Annotated in this window: 16 protein-coding genes; 10 read left to right on the top strand and 6 right to left on the bottom strand. The window is 63.3% G+C overall.

Annotated features, from left to right (window positions below):
• Positions 1-239: 239 nt before the first annotated feature.
• Complete coding sequence (locus ACQR1I_RS20220; protein ID WP_434866641.1) at positions 240-1,388, bottom strand: hypothetical protein; 1,149 nt, start codon at positions 1,386-1,388, stop codon at positions 240-242.
• 304 nt (positions 1,389-1,692) lie between these two features.
• On the opposite strand from ACQR1I_RS20220, the gene ACQR1I_RS20215 reads away from it, so the two are divergent.
• Complete coding sequence (locus ACQR1I_RS20215; RefSeq protein WP_434866640.1) at positions 1,693-2,310, top strand: response regulator transcription factor; 618 nt, start codon at positions 1,693-1,695, stop codon at positions 2,308-2,310.
• Between the two features lie 184 nt (positions 2,311-2,494).
• Here the strand turns inward: ACQR1I_RS20215 and ACQR1I_RS20210 are convergent, their stop codons facing one another.
• The 5 genes from ACQR1I_RS20210 to ACQR1I_RS20190 form a co-directional block, all read right to left on the bottom strand.
• Positions 2,495-2,740, bottom strand: a complete 246-nt coding sequence (locus ACQR1I_RS20210; RefSeq protein WP_434866304.1) for a hypothetical protein — start codon at positions 2,738-2,740, stop codon at positions 2,495-2,497.
• A gap of 261 nt (positions 2,741-3,001) precedes the next feature.
• Complete coding sequence (locus ACQR1I_RS20205) at positions 3,002-5,554, bottom strand: ATP-binding protein (RefSeq protein ID WP_434866303.1); 2,553 nt, start codon at positions 5,552-5,554, stop codon at positions 3,002-3,004.
• Positions 5,555-5,560: 6 nt separating this feature from the next.
• Positions 5,561-5,974: a response regulator gene (locus tag ACQR1I_RS20200; RefSeq protein WP_434866302.1), complete on the bottom strand. Its 414-nt coding sequence runs from the start codon at positions 5,972-5,974 to the stop codon at positions 5,561-5,563.
• Positions 5,975-6,198: 224 nt separating this feature from the next.
• Positions 6,199-6,588 carry a response regulator gene (locus ACQR1I_RS20195; RefSeq protein ID WP_006614400.1) on the bottom strand — a complete coding sequence of 130 codons (390 nt, stop codon included), beginning with the start codon at positions 6,586-6,588 and terminating at the stop codon, positions 6,199-6,201.
• Positions 6,589-6,816: 228 nt separating this feature from the next.
• Positions 6,817-7,536, bottom strand: a complete 720-nt coding sequence (locus ACQR1I_RS20190) for a Crp/Fnr family transcriptional regulator (RefSeq protein WP_434866639.1) — start codon at positions 7,534-7,536, stop codon at positions 6,817-6,819.
• Between the two features lie 678 nt (positions 7,537-8,214).
• Between ACQR1I_RS20190 and ACQR1I_RS20185 the strand changes: the two genes are divergently transcribed.
• The 9 genes from ACQR1I_RS20185 (at position 8,215) to ACQR1I_RS20145 (ending at position 17,292) form a co-directional block, all read left to right on the top strand.
• Entirely contained in the window at positions 8,215-8,964 is a 750-nt protein-coding gene (locus ACQR1I_RS20185; protein ID WP_434866301.1) for a histidine kinase dimerization/phospho-acceptor domain-containing protein, read from the top strand.
• Between the two features lie 290 nt (positions 8,965-9,254).
• Entirely contained in the window at positions 9,255-10,805 is a 1,551-nt protein-coding gene (locus tag ACQR1I_RS20180) for a flagellin (protein ID WP_434866300.1), read from the top strand.
• A gap of 223 nt (positions 10,806-11,028) precedes the next feature.
• Positions 11,029-11,424 carry a flagellar biosynthesis repressor FlbT gene (gene flbT, locus ACQR1I_RS20175; RefSeq protein WP_434866299.1) on the top strand — a complete coding sequence of 132 codons (396 nt, stop codon included), beginning with the start codon at positions 11,029-11,031 and terminating at the stop codon, positions 11,422-11,424.
• A 256-nt stretch (positions 11,425-11,680) separates the two neighbouring features.
• Entirely contained in the window at positions 11,681-14,428 is a 2,748-nt protein-coding gene (locus tag ACQR1I_RS20170; protein WP_434866298.1) for a hybrid sensor histidine kinase/response regulator, read from the top strand.
• A 24-nt stretch (positions 14,429-14,452) separates the two neighbouring features.
• A complete protein-coding gene (locus ACQR1I_RS20165) occupies positions 14,453-14,926 on the top strand; it encodes a chemotaxis protein CheW (RefSeq protein WP_434866297.1) in 474 nt (157 codons plus the stop codon).
• Between the two features lie 30 nt (positions 14,927-14,956).
• Positions 14,957-15,346: a response regulator gene (locus tag ACQR1I_RS20160; RefSeq protein WP_434866296.1), complete on the top strand. Its 390-nt coding sequence runs from the start codon at positions 14,957-14,959 to the stop codon at positions 15,344-15,346.
• Positions 15,347-15,374: 28 nt separating this feature from the next.
• Entirely contained in the window at positions 15,375-16,244 is an 870-nt protein-coding gene (locus tag ACQR1I_RS20155; protein WP_434866295.1) for a CheR family methyltransferase, read from the top strand.
• Positions 16,245-16,277: 33 nt separating this feature from the next.
• The gene (locus tag ACQR1I_RS20150; protein ID WP_434866294.1) at positions 16,278-16,601 is read left to right on the top strand and encodes a PilZ domain-containing protein; all 324 of its coding nucleotides are present in this window, start codon (positions 16,278-16,280) and stop codon (positions 16,599-16,601) included.
• Positions 16,602-16,785: 184 nt separating this feature from the next.
• Positions 16,786-17,292 carry a response regulator gene (locus ACQR1I_RS20145; RefSeq protein WP_434866293.1) on the top strand — a complete coding sequence of 169 codons (507 nt, stop codon included), beginning with the start codon at positions 16,786-16,788 and terminating at the stop codon, positions 17,290-17,292.
• Positions 17,293-17,661 lie beyond the last annotated feature (369 nt).

The raw sequence follows: 17,661 nt of genomic DNA, 5'->3' as shown, positions 1-17,661 counted from the left end.
ACAACCAGCAAGATCCTGCTCGCTCTCACATCGGCCTCCGCGATTTCATCGCTCGTGTTATCCCCGGCGCATCATGGCGCGGTGCCAAGCCATGTCAATCTGAGCGGACGAATGAAACGGCGCGAGTCGACGCCACCTTGCTGCACGGACGAAGCACCTGGCATCAGCCGCGCGCCAGAGTTCAAAGGACGAGTGTCGTGCGAAAGCCGGAGGCTGTTGCGTCCTAAGTCGTGCTGGCGTCAGCCGGTGGCCGAGCGCAGCGCGGTCTTGATCGCGTCGCGCCCCTTGTAGGCAAAGTAGCTCAAGCGATCGCCGAGCGAACGATGGCCGCGCAGCCGGTTCGAGCCGAGGACGTGGCCGACCTCGTCGGGGAAACGCTTGACCTCGGCCTGCACCATCTTGTCGGTATTGGCCAGGATCGCGCTCAGCCGGGTGCCCCACTCCGATTCCTCGATCCGGTCGATACGGACCTGGATGGCGTATTCGATGTCGTAGATGCTGGTCAGGATTTCCTTGGCCGTCGTCACGCGATTGTTCTTCAAGGCCAGCCGGAGCGCGAGTCGCTTGTCTTCCAACTGGTCGAGCACCATCGGCACGGTCACCGCATAGGGCGCGGCGATGACGTCGGCGACGTTTTTGCTGCGTGCCGCCTTCGTCGCCAGCCGCATCACCTGCCACGGCTCCTTCAGCCGCTTGGAGACGAGAGTCAGCGCGAACGGCACGGCGTCCGGCTGCTTCTTGCGGAGGCCGTCGAGCAGCAGCGCCATCTTCTTGACCTGCGGGTCGTCGAACTCAACGATGCGGTCCGGCAGCGAGTCGGCAAACTTCGCGAGCTCGTCGCGGGCGCGAAGCACCTTCATCAGCTTGACGACGTCGTCGAACACGGACGGCGATGCCGTATACGCCTTCAGCTTGCTCCGGACCTGCTCGATGCCATCAGCCCGCGCCAGCGTGCCTTCGAGCGACTTGGTCACCTTGGTCTGAAATGCGCTTGCGGTCTGCCGGATCTCGCGCTGCTTGTCCGAGGCGATCAGGTCGCGCATTTGCGCGTTGTAGTCACGTGCCATGGTCGGCAGCAGGTCGCGCGAAATCCATTCCCAGATCGGCGTCAGCGAACCGCGGGCGATCCGGCCTTCATTGGCGTGCTCCGGCGATCCGTCGATCAGCAGGTTTTCGACCGGCATGAAGAAGTAGCGCGATGGATTGGCCACGCGATGGTTGCCGGCAGCAGTGTTGCGGATCTCTGCGCGCAGCCGCGCCTGGAGGTCGGCCGATCCAGGCATGTCGATGCCACTCAGCTCGAGCCGTTCGAGCTCGCTGAGCAAACAACTTCGCGTCAGCGGCGAGAGCCGCTGCAGGAATTCCCAGATCCGGTCGACCGGTCCCATGATGCCTGCGGGTGAGCTCAATCCGAAACGGCTCGTCTCCATACGGACGAGAACAAGGCGTATGGAACCATGAAACAGTTGGTGCCCGATTAATTTCGGTAAATAAAAGCACCAGAGGGTGCTTTGAGCCAGGAGCCTCGTCCCGCAGCGCCTGACCGGACCGCTCCAATCTGCGACGCGTTAAGACATCAAACTGCAACTTATGAGAGAAAATATCGACGAATGCGCGAGTTGCACTCGGGTCCGTATTGTTACGGGTCCTCGTGTTAACCATGTTCGAGTCTGTGATACGGCACCATGCGGCATGGCACACCTCAGCAACAGCCTTTCAAACGATCGCGCCGCTCCCTATTCCGGCGATCAGAAGGTTAATGACGGTCCCCTGATGTCGTCGCGATCCGGCCCGGTTCTGCCGCTCACCAAGGATCCAGCCGAGGGATCCGATGCTGTCGGCACGCTGACGCGCCAGCTCAACGGCTCGCTCACCGCGCTCATGCTCTACATGGGCGAGATCAAGCAGCGCAGCGACGAGATTGCGAGGACGCCCGGCGAACGTCGCCACGTGCAGATGATCGTCGACAATGCGCTCCTGCAGACCGAGCGCGTCTGTGCCCTGGTCAGCCAGATTTCGGGGGCGCAGGCGCAACTCGGCGCGGTTTCGCGGGTGTCTGCGTCGCCTGACGACGCCGTGGCGCGCGGCGCCTCCTCAGCGCTGTCAGGTCGGGCCAACAAGGCGCTGACGCCGCGAGAGCGCGAGGTGCTCAAGCTGATCAGTGACGGCCACTCGAACAAGGAAGGGGCGTTGCGCATGGGCATAAGCCCGCGCACCTTCGAGAGCCATCGTGCCGAAGCGATGCGCAAGCTCGGCGCGCGCAACACCGCTGAACTCGTTCGAGCGGCGCTCCTCAATCAGATCGCCTGACGCCGCTGTATTGCGTGGGCCGCCTTCGTCCGGGTGACGTGAGGCGTTCCAGACGGCTGACTCGCGGCATGGTCCGGTCACAACGCCGAACCGCGACGCAGTCGATGAAGCCATCGACCGGCGACGCGGGGGCGGAGAGAGCGCTTGGAGATCGGGGGGAGCTCGACAGCGACCGTCGCAGAGATCAGAAATAGTCCTCGGCGAAAGGACGTACGCGCGAGGTCGGGCGAAGCGGGGCCTGTGCCTTGGGCGGAGTCGGTACGATGGTGATGGTCCAACGCGGCGGAACGCTCGATTCCTTCTCCATGACCGAGCGGACGTGGCCGGTGATGGTCGCTCCTCCGGACTTCACGGTCGCGGTCCGGCCGTTGAACTGCGCAATTCGGAAACGCCTGACTTCCTTCTGGTCGGCGGTTTCAAACGTAAACATGGGACACATCTCCTATGTATCCGCAGTCTCGCAGCTCATGATTAGTTGATTGTGAAAATTTTGAGCCGTAGAAGTACGGCGTCAACCTATTGTAAGGGATTACGATTTTTTCCGTCTCGGCCTTGGTAAAATACGGCTGCTCGCTTGCGACGATGCGAATGAGCGGAGAGGCGAGCGCTGTACAACGCGCTTCGTTCTGACGGCGTTCAGGAGCAATGTCTTCGTTCGTGCCCGCGCCGAATCTCAGCCGGCGCGCTGCTCTCAGTGCGAGTCTTGCAGCTCTTGGGCGCGCGCTGCCGCATAGGCCGCATCGATATTGTCGAGCAGCTCGAAGTAGTCCCTCGGGGACAAGCGCGGCGCGCTCTTCTCCAGTGCGAGCGCGTAGCTCGCAAGTCGCCTGTAGCCGAACGTGCCGGCGGCGCTCTTCAGCGAATGCGCCTCGCGGCCGATCTTGATGCGCTCGCCGTCGAGCGACAATTTCCGGAACAGCTTCAATCTTGCGTCGGTTTCGCTGATGAAGACCTCGCGGATCTCCCGGGCGGCGGCATCGCCGATCTCTCCCGCCAGTTCCGAATAGGCCTCGCGGTCGAGTGCGGGTTCGGGATCAACCTCGGTGTCAGCGGAGAGCTCGACGGGTTTGGCGTCCTGTTCGGCCGGCGCCAACGGAGCGATGTCGGACGCGATCGCTTCCACCGTCGGCAGCGGCAGCACGCGCAGGATCGCTTCGACCAGCGCCTTCTTGCGTGCGGGCTTGACGACGAAGTCGTTCATGCCTGCCTCCCGGCACGCGCGAATGTCCTCCATGAACGCATTCGCCGTGAACGCGATGATCGGAACGTTGGAGCGGCGCTCGCCACGGGCGCGAATCGTTCGGGTCGCCTGGAAGCCGTCCATCTCCGGCATGCGAACGTCCATCAGGATCAGATCGTAGTTGAAGCGGCTGGCGGCGGTGACCGCCTCGGCGCCATCGCAGGCGGTGTCCGTCTGGATCTCGAAATCCTTGAGCATCTTGGTGGCGACCAGCCGGTTGGTCGGATTATCGTCGACGACGAGGACACGCAGAGGACGGCCGAAGGCGGCGATCCGGTTCTGCAGCGCCGCATAGATGCTGTCGTCGTTCTGCTCAGGGGCGGCGACGGTTTCGGCAATCGGCAGCGTCAGGCGGAACGAGAAGGTCGAGCCGCGTCCCAGGGTCGAGGTGACGTTGATCTCGCCGCCCATCTGCTCGGTCAGCCGCTTGCAGATTGCAAGCCCCAGTCCCGAGCCGCCGAAGCGGCGGCTGATCGAATTGTCGGCCTGGACGAAATTGGCGAACAGCGCCCCGATCTTGTCGGCCGCGATGCCGATGCCGGTATCGGTCACCGTCCATTCGACGGTTGCCTTCTCGTCGTCCTTGGCGATGCAGCGGGTCGTGATCACGACCTCGCCCGAGGCGGTGAACTTGACGGCGTTGGAGACCAGATTGAGCAGGATCTGGCGAATGCGTCCGGCGTCGCCGATCAGTGCCGGGGGCACGGTCGGATCGCTCATATTCCGCAGCTTGAGATCCTTGGCGGAGGCCCGTGGACCGATGATGCTGAGCGTGTTGTGCACCAGCGCCTCGGCGGAGAACGCGATGTCCTCGAGCGACAGTTGACCGGATTCGAGCTTGGAGAAGTCCAGAATGTCGTTGAGGATCTCGAGCAGGTTGTCGCCGGCGTTGTGGATGGCGACCACCGAGCGGCGCTGGTCGGGGTCGAGATTGGTCTCCAGCAGCGTCGTGGCGAGGCCGAGAACCGCGTTCATCGGCGTGCGGATCTCGTGGCTCATCATCGCGACGAAGGTCGATTTGGCTGCGTTCGCCGCGTTGGCCGCCTCGATCAGGTGCTCGTGGCGCTGCCACCAGCGGGAGATCAGGACCGCGGCCGCGACCACCGCCATGGCGCTGACCAGCGAAACGATGACCAGCAGCGTCGCCATGGCGCGCCAGGCCTTCAGGACGTGCTGCTCGGGCACGGACACGACCAGCATCGCGGGATAGTTCGGCAGCATCTTTGCCGCGCGGATGCGCATGTCACCGGTCCGGCCAGACATTTCACGCAGCACCCCTCCGGCAGCGAGCGCGCGCTGGCCGAAGCCGGAGGTCGGCTTGCCGATGTCGCTGGTCGGCGGGAAATGCGCGAGAAGCGTGCCGTCCTCACGGATCAGCGACACCGCGGCCTCGAGACCGAGGGACGTCGATCCGAAGAAATTCTCGAGATAGGGGACCGACATGGCGCCGAGCATCATGCCCATGAACTCGCCCGCGGAGTCGTCCAGCCGCCGGGCGAAGTAGATGTTCCAGGTGCCGTCGCCGCGGTTCTGCACCGGCGCGCTGACGTAGGTCTGCAGCGCCGGATCCCCCTTCAGCGCCTTGAAGTAGTCCCGGTCGGAAATGTTGACGTCGGGAATCGGCCAGTAGCGGGAGAAGTTCAGGAGCTTGCCCTGCGCGTCGATCAGCGTCACCGCATCGATCTGCGGCAGCCCGGCGATCTTCTCCTTGAGCAGCAGGTGCGTCTGATGATCCGATGCGATCCGGCGATAGGTGGGCGCGTCGATGGCGCCGCCGCGAGCGAGAAAGTCGCGCACGCTCGACAGCACCAGGTCGACTGATTTCACCGACCGATCGGCATTCTCGGCCAAAGTGAGGCTGTGCCGGCTCAGATCCTCCTCCGCGTGCACCAGCGCGTTCTCGCGCAGATTGGTGAGGAAGAACAGATTGCTCCCGGCGATGATGCAGATCAGGATGAGAGCGATCGCGGCAGGCGCACCCAGGAAACGCTTGTTCTTGGTCATCATCCGTTACCAGCTCGCCGCCTGTATCTGTTTTCGGCGCTCGGTATCACCCGCGATCTGCTTCAGCGTCTGCCGCAGCAGAGGCAGATTGATCGGCTTGTGAAACGGGGGATACACGTTCAGATCGAGGAAGCTGCCGATGCGTGCCGACGCGTCGAGCGCCTGGTCTTCCGAGGCGCTGATGATGAGCAGCGGGCCGCGGTACTTGTTCGCCGCCAGCAGTTGCAGCACCTCGGTGCCGGACCGCTCGCCGAGAGAAAGGTCCAGCGTGACGCAATCGAATTGCCTCTCCCGCAGGATCGCGGCAGCGGCATCCACCGAGCTCGCGCCTGTCGTGTTGAAGCCGGCCTGGGCCGCGATCATTCTGAGGATCGACTGATGCACGTCGGCATCTTCGACTACGAGGAGCTCGTTGCGCATCAATCTGCTGTCCCTTGCCACTGTGGGCGCGGTTATCGGCAACAGGCACTTGTCTAGCGGGCCGGCTCTGACCCCCTCGTAAATTTTCGTTTCCGTACAACTACGGAGTGACCCGGTCGATCTGCGGAACGGAGGCGGCCGTGGCCTGATGCGCGGCGGCGTCGGACGGCAAAAAGGCGGCCGGAACTCGGTCCGGCCGCACGATGCGACGAAGGGCGAGAATTCTATTCGGCCGGGCCGAACACGGCTTCCATTTTGGTCTTGAGGGTCGCGGCGTTGAACGGCTTGACGATGTAATTGCTCACGCCGGCCTTCTTTGCAGCGATCACGTTCTCTGTCTTGGACTCGGCCGTGATCATGATGAAGGGGGTCTTGGACAGCTCCGGGCTCGCGCGCACCTCGCGCAGCAGGTCGTAACCCGTCATCGGTTCCATGTTCCAGTCCGAGATCACGAGGCCGTACTTCTTCGCCTGCATCTTGGCGAGCGCGGCGGATCCGTCGCTGGCATCGTCGACGTTCTCGAACCCGAGCTGCTTCAGCAGGTTGCGGATGATCCGGATCATAGTGGCGTAGTCGTCGACCACCAGAATCGGCATCGACAGATCGAAGGCCATGTCATTACTCCGCGCGTTTCGTCAAAAGCCGAACACGGGCGAGATATTTCAGCACGAAGATTATTCGACGCTTTTTTGCAACTCGCGCTCGTCAGCACTGCGACAATTATCAGTGCCCGTTGAACAGCGCGTTAATTCGGTCCGGGCCGATGGGCTGCTTGGTGTCCTTGACCGTAGTTGTACGGAACTCGATCCGGCTGCTCGGCAGGCCGCCGCGCACGCGCTCCGTCAGGATACGCCACGCGGCTTGACCAGGCGGTCGTATTGCGCCTTGACGGTCCCGTAGCATTCGCAGGCCGTCTTCTTCAGCCCATCGAGATCGATGATCTCGATGTGCCCGCGGCTGTAATGAATGAAGTCCGCCTGCTGCAACGTGCTCGCCACGAGGGACACGCTGTTGCGGCGGGCGCCGATCATCTGAGCCAGGGACTCTTGGGTGATGTAGAGCTTGTTGCCGCCCGAAAGATCATGCGTCTGTAGCAGGCAGCGCGCCAGCCGGGACTCGACGGTATGGGCGGCGTTACAACCGGCGGTTTGCTGGCTCTGCAGATAGATCGCCAGCGCATGTTTCAACACCAATGCGCGAAACGTCGCGCTCTGCTCGGCGGCTGAACGCACCCGGTCGATATCGATCACCGACGCCGCGCCCGGTACGATCACAGCGGCGCTGTTCAGCGCCAGTGGATCGCCCCCGAGCAGCGACATGCTGTCGAAGAAACTGTCCCGTCCGATCATCGCGACCTGCACGCGCTCGCCGCGCGCCAGGTTCACGACCAGGGAGATCACACCGCGATGAGGGAAGTAGACCCGGGACAGCTTTTCACCCACCTCGGCGAGAACCGAGTCCTGAACCAGATCCACTGTCCGCAGGTAAGGTCGGAGCAGCTCGAAATCATCGTCGGCCATCGACGACAGGAAGCCGTTGGGAGAACGCAAGCTGGGGTCCAAAGCCATCTCCTGCATCGCAGTAACCTGCCTCGCGGATCTCAATGCACTCATGGTTCCATAGAACCGCGTCATATCCGCTGACAAGAAAAAACAACCAGGACATCTTTGCTCCTAACGTGCAACCCTCTGCTGTGCTCGTTGATGTGCAGACGCAAAACGAATTGTCGCCGCTCTCGCGTCCGCAAAGGATTGAGCGCAGGCTGTATACAGATGAGGTGTTTCACCCATCTCGATGCTTTTGCCTTGCGGAAGCCGGTTTCGGAGGAGCCGTTGTACGCTGCGAAGGCGATAGGCCCCGGAAGGTGTCGCCTCTCGCGAAGTCGCGCAACGGCGAGACCAGCCGCCCGGCGGCGCAATTGACAGCGGTCATCCTGAAGCCAAAATCAATCGGAAGCGCGTTGATTCGTTGACGGATCGTTTTCCGCCGGATGCGTACCTTAAGAACTGAATGCGGTGGCCAGCGGGCTCGCTGCGAAGGCTTGATGACGAAGGATGATCGTGGTCGCCAGGCAGGTCCTCCCAGCTGAGCAGCGTCCGAACGGAGCGCGTCCGGATGATCAGCAACGAGGCCGGGCAGCGTGCCGACGCACGTCGCGCCGGCGTCGTGTCATCGCCGCCGATCGTCCGCCTTGCTCGTCTGCGTCATCGCTCGTCTGCTAACAAGGTAATTGACCACTCATGGCGCTCCCGATTCATCAGCGGCCCCAATTATCGACGCAGAATGAGGTTGTGAAGGACGCGGCGCCGGACCAGGCGGAGGCCAACCCTGGCCTCGCCATCGTCGGACAGGTCGCCGGCGGGCTGCTGCATGACTTCAACAACATCCTTACCGTGATCACCGGCACCATCGACATTCTCGCCGAGGCCGTGGAGGACCGGCCCGAGCTCGCCGCTGTCGCGCGCCTGATCGACGAAGCGGCGACACGCGGGGCGCGGCTGACGTCGCAGCTGCTGTCGTTTGCGCGCGGACGGCCACCGCGGCCGAGCACAGTCGAGCTGAACGAACTGCTGACCGACGTCGGTCGGCTGCTTCGGCCGACGCTCGGCACCGAGATCGAGGTCACCACATCGGTGGCAGCCGGCGTTCCCTCCGCATTCGCGGATCCCGGTCAGTTGATGGCCGCGCTGCTCTGCCTCGCGATCACTGCGCGCAATGCGATGGACCAAGGGGGACGGATCGACATCAGGGCCACGAGCGACTGCGCCGCAACGTCAGGCGACGATCTCGTCGATGGATCCTGCGATGTGCGGATCGTCGTGACGGCCACTGCAAATGGCGCCCCTTCGCTGTCGGTGGCGCAGATGTTTCCAGACATCCGGATGGTCCAGGACTTCGTCACGCGATCCAACGGTCGCCTTGCGCTGGAGCCGTCGCACGGCGGGGCTGCGAGCGTCGAGATCGTCCTTCCTCGCGCGGAGCGTGACTGACCGCCGGCGCATCTCCGGTGCAAGTCTTGGTTAGTGCCGCTTTAACAGAGGCACCGTTGCTGCGCGGCCGAGCGCGGTTTTGACCGCCGAGCGGCGCCGATCAGGCGAATTCATCTGTATTTAATCGAACAGATTAGCGGCCAATTAGGATTAATGGCGGCCGCGCCCGGCGCGCAGGGCAGCTGCGGCTGCAATTTAACGAACGGGTAGGATTCCGCGGACCAGTCTGGCCCATCGCCGACAGAACGGTGCGGCGATGTTTACTCGTGTTCATCCAGAAGGGAATGACAATGTCAGGTATCGTACTCTCTGCGTCGGTTCGCCAGAACCTCCTCTCGCTGCAGTCGACGGCTCAGCTCCTCGCCACCACGCAGAACAACCTCTCCACCGGCAAGAAGGTCAACTCGGCTCTCGACAATCCGACCAACTTCTTCACCGCCCAGGGGCTCGACAACCGCGCTTCCGACATCTCCAATCTGCTCGATGGTATCGGCAACGGCGTGCAGGTGCTGCAGGCCGCCAACACCGGCATCACCTCGCTGCAGAAGCTCGTCGACAGCGCCAAGTCGATCGCCAACCAGGTGCTGCAGAGCGCGGTCGGCTACTCCACCAAGTCGAACGTGACGTCGGCGGCTCTGACCGGCGCGACTGCGAGCGACCTGCTGGGCTCCAGCTCGACCGCGGTGACCGGCACGGCCGTGCAGAACGACGCGTCCTCCGGCGCGGGCAACATCACCGGCTCGACCAAGCTGTCCGGTACGTCGGCGACTTCGTCGAACAACCTCGCCACCGGCATCACGTCGGGTGAAACGCTCGTCGTCAACGGCACCACCTTCACCTTCGTCACCGGCACGTCCTCGACCGGCACCAGCATCGGCATCGGTGACACCGTGTCGAACCTGTTGTCGGCGATCCAGACGCAGGCCGGCGTCACCGCGACCGTCAGCAGCGGCCAGATCACCTTGACGCCTCCGGCGGCAGGATTGACGCTCTCGGGCAGCAGCGGCACCTTGGCCAAGCTCGGGCTGAGTGCTGTCGGCGACGGCTTGTCGGGGCAGACACTCACGATCGGTGCCACAGGAGGTGGCACGGCCACGAGTATCACCTTCGGTCTGGGGACAGGGCAGGTCAAGTCGCTGACCGACCTCAACACGAAGCTCGCAGCCAACAACTTGCAGGCGACGATCGACTCGTCCACCGGCAAGATCAACATCACCACGACGAACGACGCGGCTTCGGCCACGATCGGTGCGATCGGTGGTACGGCGGCGGCGTCCAGCCAGTCCTTCAACGGCCTGACTGCGGCGGCTCCGGTGGCTGACTCGACCGCGCAGACGCAGCGCGCGAGCCTGGTCTCGCAGTACAACAACGTGCTGGCGCAGATCAACACGACTGCGGCTGACGCATCGTTCAACGGCATCAACCTGCTGAACGGTGACACGCTGAAGCTGACCTTCAACGAAACCGGCAAGTCGACGCTGTCGATCACCGGTGTCACGTTCAACTCGGCAGGTCTCGGCCTCTCGACGTTGACCTCGGGCACCGACTTCCTCGACAACAACTCGGCGAACAAGGTGATCGGCGTCCTCAACGCATCGAGCTCCACGCTGCGGAACGAGGCATCGACGCTCGGTTCGAACCTGTCGGTCGTGCAGGTCCGTCAGGACTTCAACAAGAACCTGATCAACGTGCTGCAGACCGGTTCGTCGAACCTGACGCTGGCCGATACCAACGAGGAAGCGGCCAACAGCCAGGCGCTGTCGACCCGCCAGTCGATCGCGGTGTCCGCCCTGTCGCTGGCCAACCAGTCGCAGGCGAGCGTGCTGCAGCTGCTGCGCTAAGACGCGGCAGTCTCTCAAACATCGGAGGCGGCGGGGCTGGCCCCGCCGCTTCCGCCTCGACTATCCGGGATACGCGCCGGGCTCGTTCGATATCGATGGATCGCGCGAACGAGGCGTGAAGCAGGCGCAAGAGCGACGTCGGGTCGACGAGAGCGCAGTCCCCTGCGATGCCGCTCCCAAGAGGAAGCTCCCGCGCGGAGGGTCCTGAGAGGAGACATGGGTCATGCCCCTGCGCGTCGAATTGAAGCCGTTCGAACGCATCGTGATCGGCGACAGCGTCATCATCAATTCGAATACGCGTGCGCGCTTCATCGTCGAGGGCGATGTGCCGATCCTTCGTGAGCGCGATACGGTGAGCCCCGAGACGGCGGATACGCCGGCGAAGCGCCTCTATCTCTGCGTCCAGACCATGTATCTCAAGAGCGACGCGAGTCGTTATCGCGCGTCCTATCTCGCGTGCATCGATGAATTGCGCAGTGCCACGCCAGATGGTGCGCGTCTGACCGAAGCTGTCGACCGTCACGTCGCGGCTGGCGCTCTGTACAAGGCGCTGAAGGAGATCCGGGGATTGATCGCGTGCGAAAGCCCCGCGATCGCTCCCGCCGAGGCCGTGCCTTGAGACCCGGCCGCACCGGCCCAGCTACATCTCGTTGAAGCGGCAGTCGTTCCGGTTCCGTATTTGCACGGACATTAAAATTAACGGGACGGAGAAAAGCACCGCCTAACGATGGCACTGAGGAAAGTCCGTTGAGCCGAACCAAGCGACGGCGGGATTGAGTCCGGGTTGCTTGACGACGGCACCGGATCGACCGTCGCTATGACAGGATCAGCGGTCGTACTGCGATCGCAGCGCCAATTCTTGGAAGGCCGGTTTCATGGATGATCTGTTGCGTGAGTTCCTGACGGAGACCAGCGAGAGCCTGGATACCGTCGACAATCAGTTGGTGCGGTTCGAGCAGGAGCCGAACAACGCCAAGATCCTCGATAACATCTTCCGCCTGGTGCACACCATCAAGGGGACCTGCGGCTTCCTCGGCCTGCCGCGGCTCGAAGCGCTGGCGCACGCCGCCGAGACACTGATGGGCAAATTCCGCGACGGCATGCCGGTGACCGGCGAGGCCGTGACGCTGATCCTGACCACCATCGACCGCATCAAGGACCTGCTCGGACAGCTCGAAGCCAACGAGGCCGAGCCCGAGGGCGAGGACCGCGATCTCATCAGCGAGCTCGAGGCGATGGTCGAGCGCGGCATGGCCGCGATGGCCGCCGGAGCGACCGCGCCCGCCGCACCGCCGGCGCCCGCGCCGGTGACGCAGGGCAGCCTGATCGATCAGACCTTGGAGCGTCCGCTGCGTCCAGGCGAAGTCTCGCTGGACGAGCTGGAGCGCGCCTTCCGCGAGACCGCGATCGAAACGCCGCCCGCGCACGAGAAGGCGCCCGAGCCGAAGGCTGCAGCGCCTGCGAAGGCCGAGCCGCCCAAGGCAGAAGCCAAGGCCGAGGCGCCGAAGAAGGCCGCGCGGCCGAAGGCCAATGCCGACGGCGAGGTGCACGAGAACGACAAGGTCGCCAACCAGTCGATCCGCGTCAACGTCGACACGCTCGAACATCTGATGACAATGGTCTCGGAGCTCGTGCTGACGCGCAACCAGCTGCTCGAGATCGCCCGCCGCAACGAGGACACCGAGTTCAAGGTGCCGCTGCAGCGGCTCTCCAACGTCACCGCCGAGCTGCAGGAGGGCGTCATGAAGACGCGCATGCAGCCGATCGGCAATGCCTGGCAGAAGCTGCCGCGCATCGTCCGCGATCTCGCGACCGAACTCGGCAAGCAGATCGAGCTCGAGATGCACGGCGCCGACACCGAGCTCGACCGCCAGGTGCTCGACCTGATCAAGGATCCGCTCACCCACATGGTGCGCAACTCCGCCGACCATGGTCTCGAGACGATGGCCGAGCGCGCCGCCGCCAACAAGCCGGACCAGGGCACGATCCGCCTCTCCGCCTATCATGAAGGCGGTCACATCATCATCTGCATCGCCGACAACGGTCGCGGCCTCAACACCGAGCGCATCAAGGCCAAGGCCATCTCGAACGGTCTCGTCACCGAGGCCGAGCTCGAGAAGATGACGGAAGCGCAGATCCACAAGTTCATCTTCGCGCCGGGCTTCTCGACCGCCGCGGCGATTACCTCGGTGTCGGGCCGCGGCGTCGGTATGGACGTGGTGCGCACCAACATCGACCAGATCGGCGGCACCATCGACATCAAGTCGGTCGCCGGCGAGGGCACCTCGGTCACCATCAAGATCCCGCTGACGCTGGCGATCGTCTCGGCGCTGATCGTCGAGGCCGGCGGCGACCGCTTCGCGATCCCGCAATTGGCGGTCGTCGAGCTGGTGCGCGCGCGCGCCAACTCCGAGCATCGCATCGAGCGCATCAAGGACACCGCTGTCCTGCGTCTGCGCAACAAGCTGCTGCCGCTGATGCACCTGAAGAAGCTCTTGAAGATCGACGACGGCTCGTCGACCGATCCGGAGAACGGCTTCATCGTCGTGACCCAGGTCGGCAACCAGACCTTCGGCATCGTGGTGGACTGCGTGTTCCACACCGAGGAAATCGTGGTCAAGCCGATGTCGACCAAGCTGCGGCACATCGACATGTTTTCGGGCAACACCATCCTGGGCGACGGCGCCGTCATCATGATCATCGATCCGAACGGGATCGCCAAGGCGCTTGGCGCCGCCGGCTCGGCCTCTCAGGCGGTGGCCGACGAGCATGCATCGCATCACATCGTCGGCGGCGAGCAGCTCACCTCGCTGCTGGTGTTCCGCGCCGGCACGGCGCAGCCCAAGGCGGTGCCGCTGGCGCTGGTCACACGTCTCGAAGAGATCGCGGCCGACAAGATCGAGATCTCCAACGACCGTTACATGGTGCAGTATCGCGATCAGCTGATGCCGCTGGTGCAGATGCAGGGCGTGTCGGTGCAGACCACGGGATCGCAGCCGATCCTGGTGTTCGCCGACGAGACCCGCGCGATGGGCCTCGTGGTCGACGAGATCATCGACATCGTCGAGGAGCGTCTCCACATCCAGGTCTCCGGCGCCAAGGACGGTATCCTCGGCTCGGCCGTGATCAAGGGCCAGGCGACAGAAGTCATCGATGTCGGCCACTTCCTGCCGATGGCGTTCGCCGACTGGTTCATCCGCAAGGAGATGGCGACCGAGGCGCAGACGCAATCGGTGCTCCTGGTCGACGACTCGCCGTTCTTCCGCAACATGCTGGCGCCGGTGCTGAAGTCGGCCGGCTACAAGGTACGCACTGCGGCCTCGGCGCTCGAGGGCCTCGCGACGCTGCGCTCGGGGCACACCTTCGACATCGTCGTCACCGACATCGAGATGCCGGAGATGAACGGCTTCGAGTTCGCCGAGGCGATCCGCTCCGACCAGAACCTGAATCAGCTGCCGGTCATCGCGGTGTCGTCGCTGGTGTCGCCGGCGGCGATCGAGCGCGGCCGCCAGGCGGGGCTCTACGACTATATCGCCAAGTTCGACCGTCCCGGTCTGATCGCGGCGATGAAGGAGCAGATCGAGGAGCGGGCCCGTGCTGAAGCCAACCGACGGGCTGCTTAATAGCAGCGGCAGGAGTAGCGCGCGATGAGCAGCAAGATCGAAACCACCGAGGGTGCGGCCTCCGAGTTCGTCACCGCCATGATCGGCGGCCAGCTGTTCGGGCTGCCGATCTCGCGGGTGCAGGACGTGTTCATGCCGGAGCGGGTGACGCGGGTGCCGCTGTCATCGGCCGAGATCGCGGGCGTCTTGAACTTGCGCGGCCGCATCGTCACCGTCGTCGACATGCGCGCACGGCTCGGGCTTGCCCGGGCCGACGACGGCAAGCCGCCGATGGCCGTCGGCGTCGACCTGCGCGGCGAGTCCTATGGCCTCTTGATCGACCAGATCGGCGAAGTGCTGCGGTTGCCCGAGGCGGGCCGGGAGGACAATCCCGTCAATCTCGATCCGCGCATGGCGAAATTCGCAGGCGGCGTGCATCGCCTCGATGGCCAGCTGATGGTCGTCCTCGACGTCGATCGCGTGCTCGAGATCCTGCCCAAAGCCGCAATCGCCGCCTAGCCCTTCAACAGTCCCATAAGGGAGATGAAAATGAGCAGCTGTCTGGTCGTGGATGATTCCAGCGTGGTGCGAAAGATCGCACGCCGTATCCTGGAGGAGTTGGGTTTTTCGGTCGTCGAGGCTGAAGATGGTGAGAAGGCGCTCGAGCTGTGCACCAAGAGCCTGCCCGAAGCTATTCTGCTCGACTGGAACATGCCGGTGATGGACGGCTACGACTTCCTCGGACGATTGCGCCGGCTGCCAGGCGGCGAAGGTCCGAAGGTGGTGTTCTGTACGACGGAAAACGACATCGACCACATCTCGCGCGCGCTGAACGCCGGCGCCAACGAGTACATCATGAAGCCGTTCGACAAAGAAATTGTCGCTGCGAAGTTCCAGGAAGTCGGCCTGATCCAGGCTCTGTCAGCCGAATCCGCCTGATCCCTCGATTGCCCAGAAGAGGCCGCCCGTGAACCAGCCAGATTATGAATTTCTGCGCAAGATGCTTCGAGACAAGTCAGGTCTCGATCTGTCTGCCGACAAGCAATACCTGATCGAAAGCCGCCTGCTGCCGCTCGCGCGCAAAGCCGGCCTCGCCAGCATCAGCGATCTCGTCCAGAAGCTGAAGGACGGCTCGAGCACGCTGGTCAGTCAGGTCGTCGAGGCGATGACGACCAACGAGACGTTCTTCTTCCGCGACAAGGTGCCGTTCGATCATTTCCGCGACGTGATCATGCCGGAGCTGTTGAAGGCGCGCGCCAGTCGCAAGTCGATACGCATCTGGTGCGCCGCGTGTTCGACCGGCCAGGAGCCGTACTCGCTGGCCATGTCGCTCAAGGAGATGAGCGCTGCGCTCAGCGGATGGCGGGTCGAGATCGTTGCTACCGATCTGTCCCAGGAAGTGCTGGAGAAGTCCAAGGCGGGTCTCTACAGCCAGTTCGAGGTGCAGCGCGGACTGCCGATCCAGCTTCTGGTCAAAAACTTCAAGCAGGCCGGCGAGCTCTGGCAGCTCAACTCCGACGTTCGCGGCATGGTCCAGCATCGGCAGCTCAATCTGCTGCACGACTTCTCGCAGCTCGGAACATTCGACGTGGTCTTCTGCCGCAACGTTCTGATCTATTTCGATCAGGATACGAAGATCAACATCTTCGGACGGATCGCCAAATTGATGGAGCCGGATGGATTCCTCGTTCTCGGTGCAGCGGAAACCGTGGTCGGCCTCACCGACGCGTTCAAGCCGCTCGCGGACCGGCGAGGGCTCTATCGTCCGAGCGGTATCGCGTCCACGGCCAAGCCTCCAGTCCCCGGCATGAGCAAGGTCGCGGCGGCGGGACATTGAGCCGCCGACGTCACAGAACAGCGGGACACGAAGATGTCTGAAGAGAACAAGGGCACCGAGCGCGTCACCTTCAGCAGGGGCTACGATGTCTGCATCATGGGCATCGACGGAACCTGGCGGCGCGACTGCCAGCTCAATGCCATCTCGGACAATGACGCGGTCCTGACTGTCGAGGGATCGATCCAGGGCCTGAACTTGAAGGAATTCTTCCTGCTGTTGTCGTCCACGGGGCTCGCGTATCGGCGTTGTGAGCTGGTCCGCGTCAACGGGGCGGAGATGGATATTCAGTTCATCAAGGGCAAGAACAAGAAGAAGCGTGGAAGCGTGTCTTCCGGTCAGGAAGCGACGGTAGGCTAATGCTTGGCTGCGGCAGTTCGTTTGCGTTCGGCGGATTGCGGCGACCCGGTCGTTCGGGCGAGCGGCATCCAGGTTCCTGCGCAAATCCTAAGGTCGGCCACCGCTTTTCGCGGCACCGCTTTACGTGAGCGCAGGAACGGACGTGTATGACAACGATGTCAGTCAATTTTGCCGGGAACGACCCATGTCGGTCATGAGTTCAGAACTTGCAGGCAGCCGGCCGGAGGCCGCGGAGCAAGAGCGGCGGGCACTTCAGCTGCTCGTCGTCGATGACGACGCTGCGCAAAGGACCCTGATCTCGTTGGCGGCGAAGCAGGCCGGTCACGTCGTCACGATCGCCGCCAGCTGCAGCGACGCAATCCGCGAAATCGGCAAGAAGCGTTTCGATTGCGTGACCCTCGATCTCCTGCTCGAGGATGGAGACGGGACCGAGGTCCTCAAGGCCATCGCCGACAGCCGCTTTGCAGGCTCGGTGATCGTCATCAGCGGCATGGATGCGGCTAAGCGAATCGCCGCCCGGCTTTATGCGCGTTCCCTGGGGATCGACCTGCAGAGTCTGCCGAAGCCGGTCGACCTGGCCGCACTCCGGATCTTCCTGGCGAACCTGGGCAAGACCGCGTTGGGGCTTCCCGTTGTACACACCTGGGGCGGAGTCGCCGCCGACGGTGTTGCTGCGAAGCATCGGTCTTGAACTTGCCGTACGGTCGGCGCTGGGACTAGAGCCCTTCCCGCCGGGTTACACAGCTGCGGCGCCATTCGTCGAGCTGAACAAGGGCTAGAGGCGGCGCTGCGCCGGCTTCTTTGTGTTGAATGTCGTGCAGAGATTGTGGTGATTGATCGAAATGTGACGCGCAGCTCTGATGCGCTTCGATGGCGAACGGCCGCCCTGGCCGCGAATTTGACTCCGATCATGACCAATTCGTACCGATGTGTTTTGCAAGGCAGCAAAACGCCGGAAGGAACGCCTTGAGATCGTGTCGAGTTCGTGTTCTCGTCATGGCGGTTCGCTGATCTGCTGCCGCTACTACTTGTGGGCTAAGGTCATAAGCCGTACAAATAC

The sequence above is a fragment of the Bradyrhizobium sp. HKCCYLS2038 genome (assembly GCF_051167655.1).
Classification (GTDB): Bacteria; Pseudomonadota; Alphaproteobacteria; order Rhizobiales; family Xanthobacteraceae; genus Bradyrhizobium.
The sequence above is the reverse complement of the archived record's forward strand: the minus strand, read 5'-3'. Positions and strand labels throughout refer to the sequence as shown.